Raw genomic sequence first — 19,846 nt, forward strand, 5'->3', positions numbered from 1 at the left:
ATGAAAGCTTGTGGTGTAGAACTTAAAGGCAATGATGCCGTTATTTGTGTCATGTCAAAATCAATGGGCTTGTATGATATTCCTCAGGTTCGTGTACCAAGAATTACCATCGATAATGCAGGTAATACTGAAGATTTACAGAAATTTCAATTCACTTTTGCAAAATTTCTGGAAGATTACCAAATTGATAAAGTTGTTATTAAAGGCCGTGCGCTTAAGGGTAAATTTGCCGGTGGTGCTGTTGGTTTTAAATTAGAGGCTGCTATTCAATTAATTGAAGGCATTGACGCAGAAATTTTATCCGCCACGATGATCAAATCTACCATTGCTAAATCACCAGTGCCAATCGACTTTAGAGATACTGGTTTGAAGAAGTTTCAAGAAACAGCCTTTCAAACCGTTTTTGCTTATTTAGAAAGCAACTAAGTTCATATTCAAGGCTTAATAAAGTCAAAATGAAAGTGGTTAGCTTTGATTGCTTCAATCTGACCACTTTTTTGTAACTGCTCAAATGCTCGTTGATATTTTAATACGGTAGAATCGGGCGTTTGATTACTAAAGGCCAGCCATAAACCATCCCCCCAGTTTTCAATGGTAATTAACCGTATAAGTTCACCCGGTGAACGCCCCGCTTGTGAGGCTAAATTAGTAATCGCTATTTCACTACCAAAAAGTAATTCAACTCGATTGTTAAACAATAAGTTAACCATTTTATCAGGGCTAGAAACTCTCGCTAACTTTTTAAAGCCTTTTTTAGTTAATTGTTTATCTTCAAAGGCATTACCAGTCACTGCAATAACTTTCTTTCTTGCATCAGCAATATCAGTTACATGATTTTTCTTTAGATCTCTTAACGCATAAAAGTAATGCACGTTTTCGTCTATTTTCCCAACCCATTTAAACAACTTATCTCTCACGGGAATTCGATACATCGAAAAAATTAATACATTCTCTTGCTCTTGTGCCTTGCGGTAAGCACGGTTCCAAGGAAGTACTTCAAACGTTATGTTATCTCCTACTTTTTTCCCGAGTGCTTTAACAATCTCAACTGAAAATCCTGAAACATCATGGTTACTTTTTAACTGCTGATAAGGCGGTAAATGCTCAGTTACAGCAATAATATGAGTTGCTTGAGCAAAAAGACTGATAGATAAGCAAAATAAAAAAGTCCAACATTTTACAGTTGCTTGCATACTTCCCCCTATCACTCAAAAACTTTTTATCATTAAGACTTTATGTCACCAAACTTAAAAAAGTTCAAGAAAAAACGCTAGAAAATTCCTTTTAAATACGCTAAAGCACGGTATTTTGTTAGTTACATAGAGTTAAAAGAAAAAGAAATTAGTGACAAAAATGTCAGTAGATAAATAAAAATAACTTAATGAATTAATTTGTTTTAACTTGATAATCACATATCATATACGCAGAAAACTATAATAACGTTAAAAGTAGATACAATGTCGTTGCCAAAATCATATAATAAAATACTTCTTACACTTAGTTTATTAGCACTAACCGCCTGTTCAGGCGAAGAAGGTCAGTTAAGTCAAGCTGAACAAAAAGATAATAAAGAAAAACAAGAGTTTGCAATACCAGTTGAAGTCACATTTTCCAAAGTGGGGGATGTCGCAAAGTATTATCAAACCACGGCTATTTTAGAAGCAGAACAAGAAAGTAAAGTTGTTAATGAAGTAACAGGAATGCTTGAGTCTATACATGCACAGGAAGGTCAAAAAGTAAAAGCCGGGGATTTACTCGCTCAAATAGACCCACAAAGTTACAAACTTGATTATGAGCGTGCAAAAATTGACTATATGTCAGCTAATTCTGAATATAAACGAAGTCAACCGATAGATGGTGAACAATTAATTTCAGCGAAAGATCTTGATAAGCTCAAGTTTAGAGTTCAAACCACAGAAAACCAACTAGCATTAGCTCAAATTAAACTACGTGATACTAAAGTGGTCTCCCCTATCGACGGCGTTGTTGCTAAGCGTTCTGTAAAAGCGCATAACATGTTAAGTAATGTGGGTAACGATATGTTCCACATTGTGTCATTAAACTCGCTAATAGGTATTGTTTATTTACCCGAATCTGAGCTAAACCAAGTTAAAGTAGGTCAAATTGCTAAATTAAGTTTTCCTGCTGAGCCGTCATTATCATTAGAAGCAAAAGTACTGCGTATCGCGCCTTTGGTTGATAGTAATCTAGGGACATTTAAAGTTACCTTAACCATCGATAACCAAGGCGGGGTTTTAAAACCCGGTATGTTTGCTCGTGTGGCTTTACTCCTTGATAGTAAACAAGCTGTCACCATGATCCCTGAAAGTGCCGTGATCAAAAAAGATGGTAACGCTACAGTGTTTACCGCAAACGATAACCGCGCTAAAAAGCTCAACGTTAAGTTAGGCTATTCACAAGATGGCTGGATTGAAGTTATCACGCCATTTGCAAGTGATGACGGTGTGATCACGGTTGGTCAGCACGGCTTAAAAGACAATGCGCTTATAAATGTATTGAATCAAGATAAAAGTGCTGCGCTAGCACATTCTAACGACAACTCACAGCAGCTTTAAGCAACACTTAAGTAAGGACTATTTATGAATATTGCTAGGCTTGCTGTAAAGCGCCCAGTCACTATTACTATGCTAGTGTTGGCTGTAATGCTGTTCGGTATGGTAGGGTTTTCACGCTTAGTTGTGTCACTTTTACCAGATCTTAGCTACCCCACACTGACAGTAAGAACAGAAAATGCTGGGGCTGCTCCTGCTGAGATTGAACAGCTGATATCAAAACCTATTGAAGAATCAGTTGGGGTCGTTAACGGCATTCGCAAATTACACTCTATTTCAAAGCCGGGACAATCTGATTTAATCATTGAATTCCAATGGGGAACCAATATGGATCTCGCCATTATGGAACTCCGTGAAAAGCTCGATATGGTGGTGTTACCGGTAGAATTGAGAAAGCCGGTCATTTTACGGTTTAACCCCTCACTAGATCCTATTATACGCCTAAGCATTTCTGGTAATGCCGATACACATGCGCAATTACGTTCACTAAGAACGTATGCCGAACAAGAACTAAAACGAGCCTTAGAACCCATTGATGGTGTAGCTGCTGTGCAATTAAGTGGTGGTCTTGAACAAGAAGTGCAAGTGCTGCTTGACCAACAACAAGCAATGATGCGTGGCATAACAGCAGAGACAATTAGCAATCGTATTAAAAGTGAAAACATTAATGTATCAGCAGGCCGAGTATTTGACGGTCAACAAGAGTTTCTAGCACGCACACTAAACCAATTCACAAATATCGAAGAAATTGGCGACGTCATCATCAAACAAGAAGAAGGACAAACAGTCTATCTTAAAGATATTGCAAAGGTAATAGATGGTGTAAAAGACCGTCAAGATATTACTCGTGTTAATGGCAATGAAGCAATTGAAATGGCATTGTATAAAGAAGGTGACGCCAACACTGTGGCAGTAGCCAAAAAGGTACAAGCCAAAATACAACAGTTGCGAGAAAACTTACCTGAAAATACAGAGTTAAAACTCTTATCAAACCAAGCTGAATTTATTGAAAAAGCCATTGACGAGGTAAAGCAAACAGCCATTATCGGTGGTCTTTTGGCTATCCTAGTTCTCTACCTTTTCTTAGGTAAATTTACCCCTACCCTTATTATCGCGCTGGCTATTCCAATCTCAATTGTTGCCACATTTAATTTAATGTTTGCCAACGACATTAGCCTCAATATTATGTCGTTAGGTGGTATTGCCTTAGCCATTGGTTTACTCGTAGATAACGCCATTGTGGTATTAGAAAATATCTACCGTAAAAAAGAGCAAGGCCAAAATACAGAGCAAGCGGCCATTGAAGGTACAAACGAAGTGTCGGGCGCAGTGACCGCATCTACATTAACAACACTCGCCGTTTTTGCTCCATTAGCTTTTGTTACCGGGTTTGCAGGTGAAATATTTAGTGACCAAGCTCTGACTGTCACATTTGCTTTACTTGCATCGTTATTAGTCGCGTTAAGTTTTATACCAACCTTAGCTTCACGTCAGTTTTCTATTCCAGAAGAAAGACATATTGCAAATACTGAAAGCAGCCACGACAAAGTTAAAACTGGCGGTAAAAAATGGCTTGGCTATTTCTTATTGCCATTCACCTTCGTATTAGTGAAAATCCCCTGCTTTATTGGCCGTTGGTTACTCAGAATCGCTATGATGATAGCGAAAATACTCAGCTGGTGTGCAAATAAGGTTATGCGCCCTGCCTATCTCGCCTTTAATAGCGTTTATACCTTGTTTGCTAAAAGTTATGAAAAGATTCTGAAGTCCGCTATGCAGCAGCGTATGGTTGTTGTCGTTGTTTGTTTAATTTTTGCCATCGCTATGACAAGTTTACTGCCGAAGGTTGGCATGGAATTAATGCCTGAGGTGGCGCAAACCGAACTCACCTTAGAGTTAACCCTTCGTCAAGGTACGCCCATTGAAAAAACTGATCAGCAGTTAAACCTATTAGCGCGTTCTGTGGTAGATATGACAGGTGTCATTCACACTTATAGCATGTCAGGCACGGGCAGCTTAATGATGAGTAGCGCTACACGCGGTGGTTCACATTGGGGACAACTCGTTGTTAAAACACGAACGCCTGAACAATTGACCGCAGTTCAAGAACAATTAAGAACCCAACTAGCTGCAATGGCAAACACCAACGCAGAATTTACCCAAAGTAAAATGTTTGAGCAAGAGCGCCCACTGGTTGTCGTACTAAGTGGCTATCAATTAAATGAACTTAAATATTTCTCAGATAAATTACTAGCGACGTTGCAGCAACAAAATCGCTTTGCCGACGTCACTACAACGCTACGTGAAGGACAGCCTGAATTAAAAATTGAGTTTGATCATCAAAGACTCAGCCGCCTAGGATTAACAGCAGCTGGCATTACAGATATATTAGCAACCAAAATTGGTGGTGATGTTGCAAGCAAATATAACCTAGATGATCGTCAAGTAGATATCATGGTGCAAGTTGAACGCAATGCACGCAATTCTGTCAATGCAATACGAGATATGATCGTTCATGGTCAAGATGGCCAAAGTGTCCCCTTATCTTCGGTAGCAAGAGTAACCGAGTCAATTGGACCAAATGAAATAAACCGCCTTGACCAAGCGCGAGTGGCTATTATTACAGCCTCTGTAAACCATGGCGATTTATCTACAGCAGCACAAGTTGTGCGTAGCGAAGTCGCTGCTTTAGGTTTACCTGAGCATATTTACAGCCAAGTAATTGGCCAAAACCAACAAATGGAAGAAGCTTATTCTTCGTTGATAATGGCATTACTACTTGCTGTATTCTTAGTGTATTTGGTAATGGCGTCTCAATTTGAATCATTGTTAAATCCATTCATTATCTTAATCAGTGTGCCACTGGCTGTGCTAGGTGCGATATTCGGATTATTTATTACCGGTACTAATTTAAGTGTTATTACCTTCATTGGTCTGATCATGCTTAGTGGCATTGTCGTTAATAATGCCATCGTGTTAATTGACCGTATTAATCAACTACGTTCAAAAGAAATGGCAATGTTCGACGCGATATTTGCCGCTGCAACTTCGCGATTACGACCGATAATAATGACAACCATGACGACTGTTTTAGGTTTATTACCCATGGCAATGGCAACAGATGAAGGTGCAGAATTACGAGCCCCACTCGCAATTACTGTTATGAGCGGCTTGTTGATAGCCACGTTTTTAACACTGGTGTTGATCCCTGTGTTGTATAGCCTGTTTAATCGAGAAAAAATGGCTAACACCGTTAGCGTTAACAAGGCTGAACATGAAGCAAGGTAAACTTAAAAAAAATTTAACCGCTCTGGCGCTAAAGCGGCCAGTGACCTGCTTTATGCTAATGGTTTCTATGTTTGTTGCTGGCCTTATTAGCAGCAAACTTATTCCGCTTGATAGCTGGCCCGCCGTTAATGCACCACAAGTTAACGTACAAATATCTTATCCTGGCTCTACGCCAGAAGAAATTGAACGTTTAATTACCAAACCTTTAGAAGAAGCGATGTCAACGATGAATGGCATAAATACCATTCGTTCTCGCACCACCGCTAGTTGGGCAAATTTGTCGCTTCAAATGAAGTTTACTACTGATCTAAACAGCGCAATATTAGAAGCGAGAGAAAAGGTCGATATGGTAAGGCACTTATTACCTGAAGACCTAGAGCGTATTAACGTAAGAAAGTTTTCAACGCAAGATATGCCAGTGGTAGAACTCACTTTGCTGAGTGAGAAATCACTCACGCATGATTACGAGTTATTAGAAAATCAACTCAAAACACCGTTAGAGCGCATTTCAGGTGTTGGCCGTGTGGAATTATACTTACAACAACCACGCATTTGGATCCAACTTGATCCTGATAAGCTAGCGATGAACCGTGTCGATATTCAAGCCGTGACACAGGTATTGCGTGATGCAAACTTTTTAAAGTCTGTCGGTGAAGTTCACACCAGCGATTATCGTTATACTGTTACTCCACAAGGCCAATACCGCAATATTGAAGATATTCGTGCACAACGAATAAACGAGCGTATTCGATTATCAGATATTGCGAGTGTTGAATACGCGCTAACCGAGCGCGAGTGGCAGCGCCGTGTAAATGGTGTACCTGCTGTTGGATTAGATATCTTCCGAGAATCTGATGCTAATGTGGTAGAAATATCAAATAAAATTAAAGCGGTGCTTGATGATGCAATGCAAAACCCGCGATTACAACATATTACCCTTAACTATGATCGCGATGACGGCAACAGCGTTGAAGTATCTATTGCTTCTTTATTAAAAGCAGGCGCAATAGGCGCTATCTTGTCATTTTTGGTGTTATGGTTCTTTTTACGTAATTTAAAACTCACCAGTGTTGTTGTTTTAGCCGTGCCTGTATCGCTCAGTATTTCACTGGCGGTTATTTATTTTATGGGCTTTAGCTTAAATATGTTAACCCTAATAGGCCTTATTATAGCCATAGGTCTACTGATAGATAACTCAGTAGTGGTTTGTGAAAGTATTTTACAACAACGCGCACAGGGTGACCAAGGCGCATCAGCGGTGATAGAAGGTGTTGATAAAGTCAGTACCGCTATTTTAAGCGCCACGTTAACTACCGTGGTTATTTTTTTACCCTTGCAAATGGGCGATAGCAACTTTTTAACGATAATGCTCCAACAAATAGCAGTATCGATTTGTGTTCCTTTATTAGTGTCATTAATAGTCGCCAAAACATTAATTCCCCTTTGTATGTATCGCGTGCTACCCAACAATGCTAGCGACAACGAATCTGGCTCAGACACAGCACAACAAAAATACCGTGCGTTTTTACGTTGGGGATTAACACACCCTAAACGTGTAGGTGCATTTTTCTTAATCATGTTCCTTAGTGTTATGGCAGCTAAGAGTATTGTTGATAAAAGTTCTAGTGACGCACAGTCAGAAAAAAGACTGCGAATATTTTATGAATTTACGGGCGAGCCGGATTTAGAAAAAAAACTTGATTACCTTAAACAAGTTGAATCTTACTTATTAACGCATAAACAATCACTCGGCATACACAAGCTTTATTCAGGTGTTTTTAGTCGTGGTGCTTGGTCACATATCAGGTTTGTAGAAAACTTACCTCGCCCTATTAATGACATAAAAAATGATATTAAAAATAACTTTCCGTTGTCGGCTTATGCAAAAGCCTCATTGCAAAGAGCTGAAGGCTCTCGCACCGCGGTAAGTGTTTATTTACATGGACGTTCAACCGCAAAACTAAATGACATAGCAACACAATTGATCCCCGTTATCGAGGCTCATCCACACTTTTCAGACGTAAAAGATAGTGCTGAGGGTCAAGTATACGAAATGCAACTTATCGTTAATCGTCAACGTGCAATGCAATTGGGGGTTTCAACACAAGACGTTGCGTTTAATATTGGTAATGCAGTTCGAGGCATCAATCTTAAAACCATGCGCACTATAGACAAAGGTGAAGTACAAATTGTTGCGGGTTACTTTGAAAAAGATGCTATTCCAATGGAAGATTTTAAACGCTTACCAGTAATGGAATCAAACGGAGCCGTATTAACGTTGCAACAATTAGTGGATATTGAAACGCGTCCTGCGCCACGCACTATTTCTCGCATGGATCGTCAAACTCAACTATCAATAGAAATGAATATTGAAGACGTTAGCCACAAAGAGGCCGCAGAATCATTAACTGAAATGATGAGCGCTATTACCCTACCTAAAGGCTATTCTTGGGGGCTTGGACCAAAGTTTGCTGAACAAGATGAGTCAGTGAAAGATATGGTATTTAATATGATCATCGCACTCTGTTTGATTTTTATGATCATGGCCGCTTTATTCGAATCACTATTATTACCAATCGCCATTTTAAGCTCCATCGGTTTGGGGTTTGTTGGCGTATATTGGACCTTTGCTATATTAGGTATAGGCCTTGGTGAAACAGGCTTACTCGGCATGCTAGTGCTTATGGGTATAGTGGTCAACAACGGTATTGTACTTATTGACCAGATTAACCGCTATAAAGGCACTGCTGAGCACTTGCAACAAGCGATTATTGACGCCTGCTCAACCCGTTTAAGACCGATTTTGATGACAGTTGCTACAACGGTGATTGGTATGCTGCCTGTACTTTTTGATAGTAACTCGGCAGATTCAGGTGTATTAGATTATAAGCCTATGGCCATTGCTATTATTGGCGGCTTAATTTTTTCAACAATCACCAGCTTAGCCTTTGTTCCCTATTGCTATTACATCCTTTATCGTCTTGGCCACGGAGCAAGTAATAAAGTAGCCAGAGCGAGAGCATACGCCAATCAAAAACTGGCTAAGATCAATTAAGTGTTATAAGAAAAGTCACTATACTAAACTTAGCACTAGTTCGATTTTAGCCATTAAAGTTTGTTTAAAAGTATTTTCACCGTTTCCAGGTTTAATGGCTCAATCTGTTAAACCCGGTGTTGAAAATAACGCTTCCACATATTCTGGCGAAGCACTTTTTTTTGCAAATCGTTTTACAAGCTCTGTCAACGTGGCCTTCATATCATGCTGATGTTCAATAATAAACGCTTTTAACACTTGATGATATTGCTCTTCACCAAGATGCTGTTTAAGTTGCTGAAAGACTACTGGCCCTTTACCATATGTAAGATAAGCTTGCCCTTGAGCATCTAATAACGATGGTTCGTCATCATTTGCAAACGCACGACCACTTTGATAGCGACGTAAATTGAAGGCCATCAAGCTTTGTTTCATTTTTTCGCCATACATCAAGCCTAATACATCAGCCTCAATTGATTTGGTTATTGATTCGGTAAGCACTTTTTCACCTTTGGTAATTTTAGGCACGAGTTTTTCACCAAACCACTGATGAGCGACTTCATGTATCGTATTTCTAGCAACGTTATTTATTGCTGCATTATCTTGATAATCCTGCAAAAAGAGTCGCTCATTTAACGCAACAATGCCAGCTGATGCTTTCCCTCCAAAAGGATGATAAATAGGAACTTCGATTAATCGTAATGAAGAATAAGGGTAATCACCGAAATGTTGTCGCATATAGGCTAAGGTAAATTGTGTTGCATGAGCGATTTCCTCAATATTACGTTGATGCTGAGGATGAAAATACAGCGTAACTGGAGTACCGCTAGCATCAAAATGATGCGCTTGATACTCAGCAGAAAAATAACCTACTATTGGATAAATCGGTTTATCTATTTGATATTGAAAGTAAGTACGTTTGCCTTGACGCCAGTGTTTAAGTAATTTACCTGAAGTAAACGCCGTTTGTGTATGAACAGTCGAAAGTGTCGCGCTAAGCTTGCGTTTTTTTGTCATCAAACGCAGATCATGTTGATGCTTTTCAGCTTTCGGTTGGAGATTATATTGCTCGCGAGTAAAATTATCGCTAATTTCTAGCATAGGAGCATAACCTAATAACGGTTCAAAATTTCCCTGATGCAAATAAACACCATTGTCTACAATACCAGGATTAATTGCGAAAGGTTGTGATTGCATTGTTAAGGTATAGCTTAATTCGCGATGCTCGTTTGGTTGCATAGGTTGAGTGAGCTCAAATACATAAACTTCTCCAAGTATACTTGTCTGTTGCTTTTGTAAGACAGCCCCTTCGATGGTAATTTTATTAAGGGGTTGCTTGCTAGAAATAAGCACCTGCTCAATGGCTCGATCAAAGTAGTTGGTGATCTTGTTTATGGAAGCAATATGAATACGTTCTTTGTTGGGATAAATATCCACTGTCATGTCAGTTTGGCTAAACTCAGGGTGTGGCATGTTGGCAAAAATCTGATAATTTTTCTCATAATCAGCCTTTGCCGCCAATAAATGCTTTTCACTATTTTGATGCGCATAGATAGGCATTTGAACAGCAAGCCATACCCCTATCAAGATAAACACGCTAAATGAGACTATCCCCCCTTTAAAAGTGATAATTGAAACGGAAGATAATCGATCACGCGTTAACCACCATCGCTGGCTTAGTAGCGCAGCAAAAATGGCAAACATCCCCCAATAAAGTGCCAAATAATTAAATAGCATTTCTTTGCCAGCAAAGCCAGCTATTGCTGAGTAACCACGCGTGAGATTCGGAAATTGATTTAGTTGTGCCAATGGAGAATGTACTCCCATTGACGCCAAAAACTGGCTGATAAAAACTAATATTAACGCACTGACTAGCATAGCCAGATATTTATTAGCTGAACTAGCATTCGCCACAAAGCTCTGCACCAAAAATAACAATATAGTTTGGTAAATGATAGGTGTTAGAGAGTAATAGCTTGTTAAAGCATACAATGAAAGCTCAATGTTAGAGTCGGTAAAAAACTGTTGATAGACAAGGCAAGAGCCTAGCATTAACACCAGCATGATAATGGGGAGCAACAACACGCTGGTAAGCTTGGCAACGTAGCTAGCAGTACTTGACAATGGCGTTGTCATTAACAGTCCACTCACTTTATGATCGCGCTCTATCCATAATACTTCGGCAATGACAAACACCAAGATTACTAAAGAAAAAATATTAAATGCTTCACCTGCTTGACCAATTAATTCAGCACTAGTCGTGTATTTACCCGAAAACTCTCCGCTATTAAACACGCCTGCCACCATCAAAATGCCAATAATGCTCATACACCACCATATTATTAACAAAATACGTACAGGCCAATTCGCAAGTAATTGTTCGCAATAAAATCTGACTTGTTGGGTAAATGAGTTAATCCAAAAGTGTTGAAAGCTTGGCTCGCAGATAACTTTTGATGTTTTAACGACTATTTGCTTATCGTCCTTAACAACAGGTTTAACTGGCAATATTAGTGATAAATAGTTTGGTGTAGTGGTTACGCTATGCCATAACCAACCAAAAATACTTATTGCCAATGCTATAACCCATAAACGGTTTATTAACATATAACCATCGAGCTGAATCGTTAGTTGATTCTTTTCAGCTGGTGTCCAAAACTGTGTCTGTTCAAAAAAGCTACTACTAGCGAATGGGTCTAATATCGCTAATACCTTCGTCCAACCACTTATTGATAAAGCAGATTCACCAGTAATAGGCGCATTAATAATAATCAACGCAAGCCAAGCAAACATCACTAATACGACACTTAACGCATAACTGACCTTTGCGCTCTTCCAAAAAGTAGTAACGGCGATCAATATACTAGTAACCAGTAACGTATTCGGAACTACAACCAACAGCCAAGGCCATAGAAAATCAAACACATTTAAAGGTAGTTGCGATGATGGGTCACCTGAGTTGATCATTAAGCTAAAAGCCATCCCAACCATCAACAATAAACTTAACATTAACATGAAACTGAGAATCACCAACCAGCGACTAAGTAATACTTTATTACTCGATAATGTTGCTGTAATACCTTCAAATTTATATTCTCTATCTTTAAGCAAAGTGTTAATGCTAAATAATGCAGCAGTGAAAGGTAAACAAATTGAAGTTAATGTTAAAAAGTAGCTAATACGGTAAGGTGAATTAAGGGCAATTAAGTTCATACCCTCACCTATTTGCTGAATGTTAATCAAAATGCCGTAAACAAATGCCAACATAGCTAACACCAGTACTGATCTTTGCTTGTATGCTATATAGCTTTCAAAAAACAATAATTGTTTCATCGTTCGAATTCCTTAAACTGCTTGCTTTAACAAGTGAAAATAACCATCTTGTAGATCGGGAGTTGCTTTCGAAAAATTGGCGACTGGACACTGCTTAGCAACCAATCGAACCTGACAACGACCTCCAATAAAGCGTGTTGATAGAACGTGAAAGTCATTGCGAAATTGCGCAGCATTTTCACTGCTCATTTCGGCTTGCCACAAGCGATTGGATAACGGGTTAATCAGCGCTTGCGGCGAACCAATAAAGCGTAGCTGGCCATTATCTAGTACCGCCATGTCACGACAAAGGTTTTGAATATCTTCAACAATATGAGTTGAAAAAATGACAATCATCGCATCAGACAGCTCACACAATAGGTTATGAAGACTATGGCATTCTTGTGGATCAAGCCCCGCAGTAGGTTCATCAACGATAAGAATATTGGGGTTAGCTAATAAGGCTTGAGCAATACCAAAGCGCTGACGCATACCTCCGGAATATTCTTCCACAGCCTGTTTGCGATGATTGGTTAAGTTGGTGCGCTCTAATAAGTAATCAATTTGTTTTTGACGTGTTTTTTTATCTGTTACTCCTTTGAGTTGACCGAGGTAATGCAACAGTACCTCTGCTGACACCTTTGGATAAACACCAAACTCTTGTGGTAAATAACCTAACACCTTGCGAATTCGATTAGGTTCAAGACTAATATCATAACCATTAAACACTATCTTTCCGCTATCAATTGGCTGTAAGGTGGCAATGCTGCGCATCAAAGTAGACTTTCCAGCGCCATTTGGTCCTAATAAACCAAACATACCGTTAGTTATTTCCATGGTAATTTTATTTAACGCCTTACCTTTGCCAGCGTAAGATTTATCCACTTGCTGAATGCTGAGAGAGTTTTCTTGGGCCATTTTATGTTAGCTACAATTGAAAAAAGATGGTTTCGATTGTGTGTTGAGGAAAAAATAAAGGCTATCTTTAGCTAAAAAATATGACCAAGTTGTCATTTGTTAGGATAAACAAATAATAATGCACGTTATTGTGTTATACCCTGCATTTTTATGAGTTGCTCAGCTAAAAATAAGCGTTCATCAATAAAAACCAACGAAAATGGAAAATTCCCCCTAAAGCGTGTAGTGTCAATCAATACTTTTATCTAATTACCGGAGTATTTCTGGGTGCTCAACTGGTTTACTATTCGCCGTCATCAAACCGCTATGATGGTACTTATTGCAACGGTAGCTATTTGTAGTACGTTAATCACTTTTTTCAATAGCACCCAGCAAGACCTTTTTTTAGTCTCTAGCGCCTATATCGTATTATCTTACCTACTGTTTTTATTTTTGGTGTTTATCAAGGTTCGACAACAACGCAGCCCAAAATTTCTCCACAGGGTTCCATTCGTTAAGACTGCACTAACATTCATTATGATGAGTTGTTTATTGATGACATTAGAGCAGATTTCACAGCATCGTTTGCTCTACAATAGCGGCGCTATATTAGCCTACGCACTCTTATTGTTTTACATCGTGAGCTACGTTCAGCAAAAAATGCCACAAGTAAACGAAGTAATGAGTCATAAGCAATGGCGATTTTATTTGGTTTACGCGATTTTTTTGTTGGTTATATTTCTGATCAGCCCCACCATGGATCAAAGTGATCCATACGGGCCTCACTTCCAATTACGCATGGTATTTTGGCTACTATTTTTACATATGATTGTGAGCTGGGTTGTCAATTTATGGAAGCTAAATCAACAATTACGAAACGAACGTACTTACGCTGAACTCTCATTATTAAAAAGCCAAATTAATCCTCACTTTTTCTTTAACACGCTCAACAATTTGTATGGCTTAGCTCTGGAAAAGTCAGATCAAACACCTGAGTTGATCTTACGCCTATCGGGTATGATGCGTTATATCATCTATCAAGGCCAACATGACTGGGTAAGTCTTCAAGACGAAATAGATTATCTGAATAATTTTATTGAATTGCAGCACGTTCGTTTTCAAAAGCGAGTATCTGTCAGTTTTAATACTGCCATTGAACAAGATATTAAAGTGCCGCCATTGCTTTTTATCAATTTAATTGAAAATGCGTATAAACACGGTGTAGAGAAACTAACCGACAATGCTTATGTATTGATAAACCTTACTGTTAAAAGGCAACAACTTACCTTTGAAATCGCCAATAATTATGATCCCACGGAGCAAAACAACATTATAGGTATTGGCTTAAGTAATTTACGTAAGCGACTCATGTTGTTGTATCCCGATAAACATCAATTAACAATTACCGATTCACAAAATCGCTACCATGTAATACTGGTACTGACTTTATCTGAGTCAAATATTTCAGGAGCATTAACCTGATGACTATTCGCTATATGATCATCGACGATGAACCAATTGCTCACCGCATTATCCAAGACTATTGTACCGATATGCCCCATTTTTCGTTAACCAACAATAGCTATAACGCGTTGCAAGCATTAGAGTACCTCAAAAATCACGATGTTGAATTAATATTTCTTGATATCAATATGCCCAAACTAAAAGGTTTTGACTTTCTGCGCACTTTAAAACACCCACCACAAGTTATTGTGACTTCTGCTTACCAAGAATATGCGCTTGAAGGATACGATCTCAATGTAGTCGACTACCTGCTAAAACCCTTTAGTTTAGCTCGGTTCATTCAAGCGATTAATAAAGTTTCTGAACAAGAAAGTATAACAAACACCGGTTCAACAACTCACACAACTCAAACAATTTTTGTCAAAGGTGATAAACAGCACTATCAAGTACAACTCGCTGATATTGAATACATCAAAGCGTATGGTAATTACAGTATTCTCTATTTAACGGGCCATAGAATCATTATTCAACAAACAATGGTGAAGTTTGAAAAACAGTTACCTAGTGAGCAATTTATCCGCATCCATAAATCGTTTATTGTTGCAAAAAATAAAGTCAAATCAATACAGAGTAATAAAATACAGATAGGAAGCGCTTCACTGCCTATTGGGCAAACATATAAAAAAACACTTAATGAATGGACAAAATAAGTCACTACCCAATAATTTAAGCATTGTCATTCTATGGTTTGATTATTTAGGGAACAAAGTACTAATGAGTTAGTTTAAAAAGCTTATAGGCTTTGTTATTGATTTGAACAAGAACATTACACGGACGTAGCTTATTAGAGAACACAGGAGCACGTTCTCCTGAGCGACCATTCATGCTTTCCATCAATGCCTTGCCTCTAACCCTTTATCTTTCGCTAAATGACCAAATGTTTAATTTAATTGGTATAAGATCCAGTCTTGTTTTAATGGCGAAAAAAAAGCCACTAAAGAGTGGCTTTAATTTTTGAAGGTGGTGGAGCGGGGGGGAGTTGAACCCCCGTCCGAAAAACCTACATCCTCGGTACTACATGCTTAGTCGATCATTTGTTTAACCAGTCAGACGCCGAACGACAGGCTTCTTTCTGGTGAGTCTGATACTGTTTCGCGGTTCACCCTCAGACAAGGTTCCCTCGCTAACCTAGTATTCTATGACCATCGCACCACTAGCCTACAGGTAAAGCTTTGTGGGGATGGCTAGCATTAAGCTGCTAGTGCGAACGTTTCGTCGTTTGCAACTATAGTTTTGCGGCTTTTTACCAGGCCAACCGCCCCTGGGCATGCACCTTGGGTTTCGCGAATCCCGTCGAATCCTAAATCCGCCCCAAAGTTTTGAGATTGCTCTCAAGCGCTTATTGTACTGCGCTTTGATGAAATAAACAACGTGATAAATTTTAACCAATTGATTGTATGTTATTTATTCAAGTTTTTGTTTTTCATTAAGCGGCCTTTATCAATCTGCCACTCACGATCTTTAATATCAGCACGTTTATCGTGTGTTTTCTTACCTTTACCTAAGTAAAACTCTAATTTTACCCAGCATTGTTTCCAATACATCGCGGTCGCTATTAAAGAATAGCCATCTCGTTCTACAGCGCCTATCAGGCGATCTAGTTCGCGACGATTGAGTAATAGCTTTCGAGATCTTACCGGATCACATACCACATGGCTAGAGGCAGCATTTAACGGTAAAATTTCACCTCCCACTAAAAATGCTTCGCCGTCTTTCACCATCACGTAACAGTCAGAAATATTGACCTTGCCGCTGCGGATACTTTTAATTTCCCAACCTTGAAGACTCATACCTGCTTCGAATTTGTCAGACAAATCGTAGTTGTGACGAGCTTTCTTATTGAGCGCAATTGTATTGCTATTTGATTGTTTTGATTTTTTCTTTCCCATAACGGCGCTCATTATACGCAGACTGCGGACGAATGAAATCATTTTCGACAATTATACCAAGCCTTTGCTATTATACTCGGCCAAATTCTAGGGGGAAAAATGCCAGTTATCAGTCGTAATGCGTTAGTGATGTTTAATTGTCAGCAAATGTATCAATTAATTAATGATGTATCTGCATACCCCGAGTTTTTATCTGACTGCGGCGACAGTAAAATTATCGCGCAATCACCCGATAAAATGACCGCTTCTTTGCTAGTGTCAAAAGGTGGCTTAAAAAAATGGTTTACTACAGAAAATACGCTTGTTGAGAATGAACAGGTTCATATGTCGTTGCTTGATGGCCCCTTTAAATATCTTAATGGCAAGTGGCAGCTAACCCCTTTATCCGAAGAGGCTTGTAAAGTCAGTTTACATCTTGATTATGAGTTTTCGAGTAAAGTGCTTGATTTAGCCTTTGGCCGTGTGTTTAATAACATTGCAAACAACATGGTACAAGCGTTTACTGAGCGTGCTAAACACGTCTATGGAGCAAACATTGGATAACACCCCAAAGCCAAAAATTCAAATTGAAGTAGTTTATGGGACGCCTGAAAAGCAAGTGATCTTAACCATTACGGTACCGGATGATTACACCGTTGAACAAGCCATTGAGGCTTCAGATATAAAATCTACCTTTAAAGAAATTGATTTATCCGTCAATAAAGTGGGTATTTGGAACCGTACAGCGAAGTTAACAGATACTTTACAAGACTTTGATCGCATTGAAATATATCGCCCGCTTATTGCCGATCCTAAAGAAGTAAGAAAACGCCGAGCAGAAAAAGCAAAAAATGAAGGGCGCGCAGATAAAGTTACCGGCGGTAGAGTGAACCCTTTGCGAGGCAGTAACGAAAAATAGCCCAACAGGATTAACCTCCCGTTAGACTATTTCATTGCAAAGTACGTCTCGTACAAAACTTAATGTATATACCTGATAGTGATTAATTTAGCATGGCTAATTGGTCATGATGTAACTTTTCACGAGCAACATATTTAAGCCATTGACTTGCTGATTTTGCAGATGATTTAATTTGCTCTGCTTCTTCAAATGCTGACATTGATTCAGTGAAGTTTTTCAGATTAAAATGACTCATGCCTACGATTAAATGCATGTCACCAAGTCGTGTTACACCGCCCCGCTCAATGGCCTTTTCGGCAGATTCTATTGCTAATTGCCACTTTTCAGTATTCAAATAAGCTTGTGCTAATTGCGCATCAAACTTACCTGATTCTGCTATTTCAGCAGCTTTCACAAGCACTGGTATTGCTTTTTGATCTTCTTTTGCCGCCATTAACGATTGTGCTAGCATTTCTAAGTGCTTTTCATTAGCAATCACATTACCCTGTGCAATTTCTTTTTCTAACAACACAGCAGCTTTATAAGGCACATTATTGTAGCGATAAAGCTGTGCTAAGGTAATAATATCTTGCGCTTTGCTAATAAAGCCTGCTTGCCATGCCGATTCCATCGCTCCCATTTGTTTATCTTCGCGGCCAATTTCCCCGTACATCCCTGCAAGCTGCAACCAATATTCTGGTTTACTGTACAACTTAACCATGAGTTCCATCACTTCTGTGACCTTCTCTGGTTGTTTCAACTCATAATAGTTTGCACGTTGTAACACTAACCAATTTTCTTTGGGTATTTCACCATTGTGTTTCGCTAACGTAACTGCATTTTCAATAGCGACTAGTGATTTTTCATACTGCTTAGCTTGGTAATAGACCTGAGCAAATAATACATGCTGCTGCGACGTTAACGCTTTGGTATTGACATTTTTCCACTGAGTTAAATAAGAAAGCGTTTGCGTATAGTTTTGTTGTTGCATTGATAATTGCGCAAGCGAATAAAGCGTCGACATGCGTAAAGACTCTGGAATAGCTTGCTCAGCAATTACCTTGTTAAAACTCTCTATGGCTTTTGCAGTATTCTCATCAGCGTAATACATAAAACCGTAAAAATTCCACAACATCGCTTTTTCATAGCTGTTCATACTGTCGATACGCGTTTTTACTTCATCTAATACTGCTAATCCTGCGGGCCTATCACCATCGTCAGCAATTTGTTGAGCGCGGGCTAATTGTGTATAAACACGATTACGCATTGCGGGCACTCGCACTGACTCACGCTGTTCTTCTGCTTGAGCATCGCCAGTAATGAAAGTAGGTGCTGTATATAGAACAGATACACCGAGTAACATACCAATTATTGATTTCATTATCGTTCTCTCTTATTCGTGATTAACCGTCAATTTCGAAAGAAATTTTATTTTGAACACCTGCAACTTCCGTTGCTTCACCATCAACAACCCGTGGTTTGTACTTAAACTTTAAAGCCGCATCCTTTGCAGCAGCATCAAAAATACCTTCGGGTTTTGCTTCAAGTACGATTGGGTCTCGCACTGAGCCATTTTTCGTTACCGTAAACTCAACGATGACATAACCTTCTATCCCTCTTGACTGAGCTCGTCTTGGATAAATTGGCGCCACTTTAACGATCGGTAAATAGTCGCCATCTGCACTACTTAAATTTAAACCGCCAGATAAACCGGTATCTGCTTGAACATCAGCAGTAAAGTTGGTGCTTACGGCATTAGCATTAGGGTTTGCTTGCTGCATTTGCGGTTGCTGCATTTGTGGAGGTGGTGTTTTTGGCGTTGGCGGCTTTTGTGGCTTACGCTCTTTCTTTTGCACCGTTTCCTCTTGTTTTAATCGAATAAAATCAAGTACATTGCCTCGCGGTGGCTCAGACATAACATTGTTACCACCAGCAATAAGGCGTTGCATACTCCACAATAGTGCAATCGTCACCAATACCGCTAATGCGAAAGATATTGCATATCGAGTGACATTATCAAACATTACTAAGCCTCTTCCGCTGCAATTGATACATCGAATACACCTGCTGCTCTTGCTGAATCCATCACTTTGATCAATACGTCAGTCGTTGCTTTTTTATCCGCTTGAATAACAACTGTACCTTGTGGGTTTTCAGCCTTTAAACGTTCAATGTTCGCTTGTACTGCACGTACATCAACACGACGTTTATTGATCCAAATTTCACCTTTATCACTAATAGCCACAAGAATATTGGCACGCTCTTTTTTTACGGCAGTCGCTGCTTCAGGACGATTTACTTCAATGCCTGCCTCTTTAACAAAGGAAGCCGTAACAATAAAGAAAATAAGCAAGATGAACACAACATCAAGCATCGGTGTCATGTTAATTTCTTCAGCTTCTTCTTGTTCTTGTAAAACTTTTGATAATTGAGAACGCATGTTCTAACCTCT

At 39.1% G+C, this 19,846-nt stretch carries 15 protein-coding genes and 1 other RNA gene; 8 read left to right on the forward strand and 8 right to left on the reverse strand.

From position 1 onward, the window contains the following. A complete protein-coding gene (locus tag QUE72_RS13145; protein WP_286269464.1) occupies nucleotides 1-426 on the forward strand; it encodes a DUF3010 family protein in 426 nt (141 codons plus the stop codon). Between the two features lie 8 nt (nucleotides 427-434). Here QUE72_RS13145 and QUE72_RS13150 read toward each other — a convergent pair whose 3' ends face one another. After that, nucleotides 435-1,193, reverse strand: a complete 759-nt coding sequence (locus QUE72_RS13150; RefSeq protein ID WP_286269465.1) for a substrate-binding periplasmic protein — start codon at nucleotides 1,191-1,193, stop codon at nucleotides 435-437. Nucleotides 1,194-1,457: 264 nt separating this feature from the next. Here QUE72_RS13150 and QUE72_RS13155 point away from each other — a divergent pair, with 264 nt between their 5' ends. Genes QUE72_RS13155 through QUE72_RS13165 form a run of 3 tightly spaced genes read left to right on the forward strand, consistent with a single transcriptional unit; the run spans nucleotide 1,458 to nucleotide 8,916 of the window. Continuing rightward, nucleotides 1,458-2,576 (forward strand): efflux RND transporter periplasmic adaptor subunit, encoded by a 1,119-nt coding sequence (locus QUE72_RS13155; RefSeq protein ID WP_286269466.1) that lies wholly within the window; start codon nucleotides 1,458-1,460, stop codon nucleotides 2,574-2,576. Nucleotides 2,577-2,600: 24 nt separating this feature from the next. Beyond that, nucleotides 2,601-5,861 (forward strand): efflux RND transporter permease subunit, encoded by a 3,261-nt coding sequence (locus QUE72_RS13160; RefSeq protein ID WP_286269468.1) that lies wholly within the window; start codon nucleotides 2,601-2,603, stop codon nucleotides 5,859-5,861. After that, nucleotides 5,848-8,916, forward strand: a complete 3,069-nt coding sequence (locus QUE72_RS13165) for an efflux RND transporter permease subunit (protein ID WP_286269470.1) — start codon at nucleotides 5,848-5,850, stop codon at nucleotides 8,914-8,916. The genes QUE72_RS13160 and QUE72_RS13165 overlap by 14 nt, the downstream gene beginning before the upstream one ends. Nucleotides 8,917-9,015: 99 nt before the next feature. Here the strand turns inward: QUE72_RS13165 and QUE72_RS13170 are convergent, their stop codons facing one another. Then, nucleotides 9,016-12,228, reverse strand: a complete 3,213-nt coding sequence (locus tag QUE72_RS13170) for a M1 family aminopeptidase (protein WP_286269471.1) — start codon at nucleotides 12,226-12,228, stop codon at nucleotides 9,016-9,018. A 12-nt stretch (nucleotides 12,229-12,240) separates the two neighbouring features. Next, nucleotides 12,241-13,125, reverse strand: coding sequence for an ABC transporter ATP-binding protein (locus tag QUE72_RS13175; RefSeq protein WP_286269474.1), 885 nt, complete (start codon nucleotides 13,123-13,125; stop codon nucleotides 12,241-12,243). A 267-nt stretch (nucleotides 13,126-13,392) separates the two neighbouring features. Between QUE72_RS13175 and QUE72_RS13180 the strand changes: the two genes are divergently transcribed. Together QUE72_RS13180 and QUE72_RS13185 are read left to right on the forward strand one after the other, a co-directional pair. Continuing rightward, entirely contained in the window at nucleotides 13,393-14,586 is a 1,194-nt protein-coding gene (locus QUE72_RS13180; protein ID WP_286269475.1) for a sensor histidine kinase, read from the forward strand. Next, nucleotides 14,586-15,278, forward strand: a complete 693-nt coding sequence (locus QUE72_RS13185) for a LytR/AlgR family response regulator transcription factor (RefSeq protein WP_286269476.1) — start codon at nucleotides 14,586-14,588, stop codon at nucleotides 15,276-15,278. The genes QUE72_RS13180 and QUE72_RS13185 overlap by 1 nt, the downstream gene beginning before the upstream one ends. A 311-nt stretch (nucleotides 15,279-15,589) precedes the next feature. Here QUE72_RS13185 and ssrA read toward each other — a convergent pair. Both ssrA and smpB read right to left on the reverse strand, forming a co-directional pair. Then, nucleotides 15,590-15,941: a transfer-messenger RNA gene (gene ssrA / locus QUE72_RS13190) on the reverse strand. An 87-nt stretch (nucleotides 15,942-16,028) separates the two neighbouring features. Continuing rightward, on the reverse strand, nucleotides 16,029-16,517 hold the full coding sequence (smpB, locus tag QUE72_RS13195; RefSeq protein ID WP_074495940.1) for an SsrA-binding protein SmpB: 489 nt from the start codon (nucleotides 16,515-16,517) through the stop codon (nucleotides 16,029-16,031). Nucleotides 16,518-16,616: 99 nt separating this feature from the next. Here smpB and QUE72_RS13200 point away from each other — a divergent pair, with 99 nt between their 5' ends. Together QUE72_RS13200 and QUE72_RS13205 are read left to right on the forward strand one after the other, a co-directional pair. Beyond that, a complete protein-coding gene (locus QUE72_RS13200; protein ID WP_286269477.1) occupies nucleotides 16,617-17,060 on the forward strand; it encodes a type II toxin-antitoxin system RatA family toxin in 444 nt (147 codons plus the stop codon). Then, complete coding sequence (locus QUE72_RS13205) at nucleotides 17,053-17,415, forward strand: RnfH family protein (RefSeq protein WP_407704924.1); 363 nt, start codon at nucleotides 17,053-17,055, stop codon at nucleotides 17,413-17,415. Before QUE72_RS13200 ends, QUE72_RS13205 begins: the two co-directional genes overlap by 8 nt. Before the next feature lie 82 nt (nucleotides 17,416-17,497). On the opposite strand, the gene QUE72_RS13210 is transcribed toward QUE72_RS13205, so the two are convergent. From QUE72_RS13210 to QUE72_RS13220, 3 genes are read right to left on the reverse strand one after another with little or no spacing between them, the layout of a single operon-like run. Continuing rightward, complete coding sequence (locus QUE72_RS13210) at nucleotides 17,498-18,775, reverse strand: tetratricopeptide repeat protein (protein ID WP_286269479.1); 1,278 nt, start codon at nucleotides 18,773-18,775, stop codon at nucleotides 17,498-17,500. A gap of 22 nt (nucleotides 18,776-18,797) precedes the next feature. Beyond that, entirely contained in the window at nucleotides 18,798-19,418 is a 621-nt protein-coding gene (locus tag QUE72_RS13215) for an energy transducer TonB (protein WP_074495947.1), read from the reverse strand. Nucleotides 19,419-19,420: 2 nt separating this feature from the next. Next, complete coding sequence (locus tag QUE72_RS13220) at nucleotides 19,421-19,834, reverse strand: ExbD/TolR family protein (protein WP_074495949.1); 414 nt, start codon at nucleotides 19,832-19,834, stop codon at nucleotides 19,421-19,423. Nucleotides 19,835-19,846 lie beyond the last annotated feature (12 nt).

The organism is Thalassotalea hakodatensis (assembly GCF_030295995.1).
Lineage (GTDB): Bacteria > Pseudomonadota > Gammaproteobacteria > Enterobacterales > Alteromonadaceae > Thalassotalea_C > Thalassotalea_C hakodatensis.

Coding starts and splice junctions, on each gene's coding strand:
- QUE72_RS13145 (WP_286269464.1), top strand. CDS start 1: ATGAAAGCTTGTGGTGTAGAACTTAAAGGCAATGATGCCGTTATTTGT.
- QUE72_RS13150 (WP_286269465.1), bottom strand. CDS start 1,193: ATGCAAGCAACTGTAAAATGTTGGACTTTTTTATTTTGCTTATCTATC.
- QUE72_RS13155 (WP_286269466.1), top strand. CDS start 1,458: ATGTCGTTGCCAAAATCATATAATAAAATACTTCTTACACTTAGTTTA.
- QUE72_RS13160 (WP_286269468.1), top strand. CDS start 2,601: ATGAATATTGCTAGGCTTGCTGTAAAGCGCCCAGTCACTATTACTATG.
- QUE72_RS13165 (WP_286269470.1), top strand. CDS start 5,848: ATGAAGCAAGGTAAACTTAAAAAAAATTTAACCGCTCTGGCGCTAAAG.
- QUE72_RS13170 (WP_286269471.1), bottom strand. CDS start 12,228: ATGAAACAATTATTGTTTTTTGAAAGCTATATAGCATACAAGCAAAGA.
- QUE72_RS13175 (WP_286269474.1), bottom strand. CDS start 13,125: ATGGCCCAAGAAAACTCTCTCAGCATTCAGCAAGTGGATAAATCTTAC.
- QUE72_RS13185 (WP_286269476.1), top strand. CDS start 14,586: ATGACTATTCGCTATATGATCATCGACGATGAACCAATTGCTCACCGC.
- smpB (WP_074495940.1), bottom strand. CDS start 16,517: ATGGGAAAGAAAAAATCAAAACAATCAAATAGCAATACAATTGCGCTC.
- QUE72_RS13200 (WP_286269477.1), top strand. CDS start 16,617: ATGCCAGTTATCAGTCGTAATGCGTTAGTGATGTTTAATTGTCAGCAA.
- QUE72_RS13210 (WP_286269479.1), bottom strand. CDS start 18,775: ATGAAATCAATAATTGGTATGTTACTCGGTGTATCTGTTCTATATACA.
- QUE72_RS13215 (WP_074495947.1), bottom strand. CDS start 19,418: ATGTTTGATAATGTCACTCGATATGCAATATCTTTCGCATTAGCGGTA.
- QUE72_RS13220 (WP_074495949.1), bottom strand. CDS start 19,834: ATGCGTTCTCAATTATCAAAAGTTTTACAAGAACAAGAAGAAGCTGAA.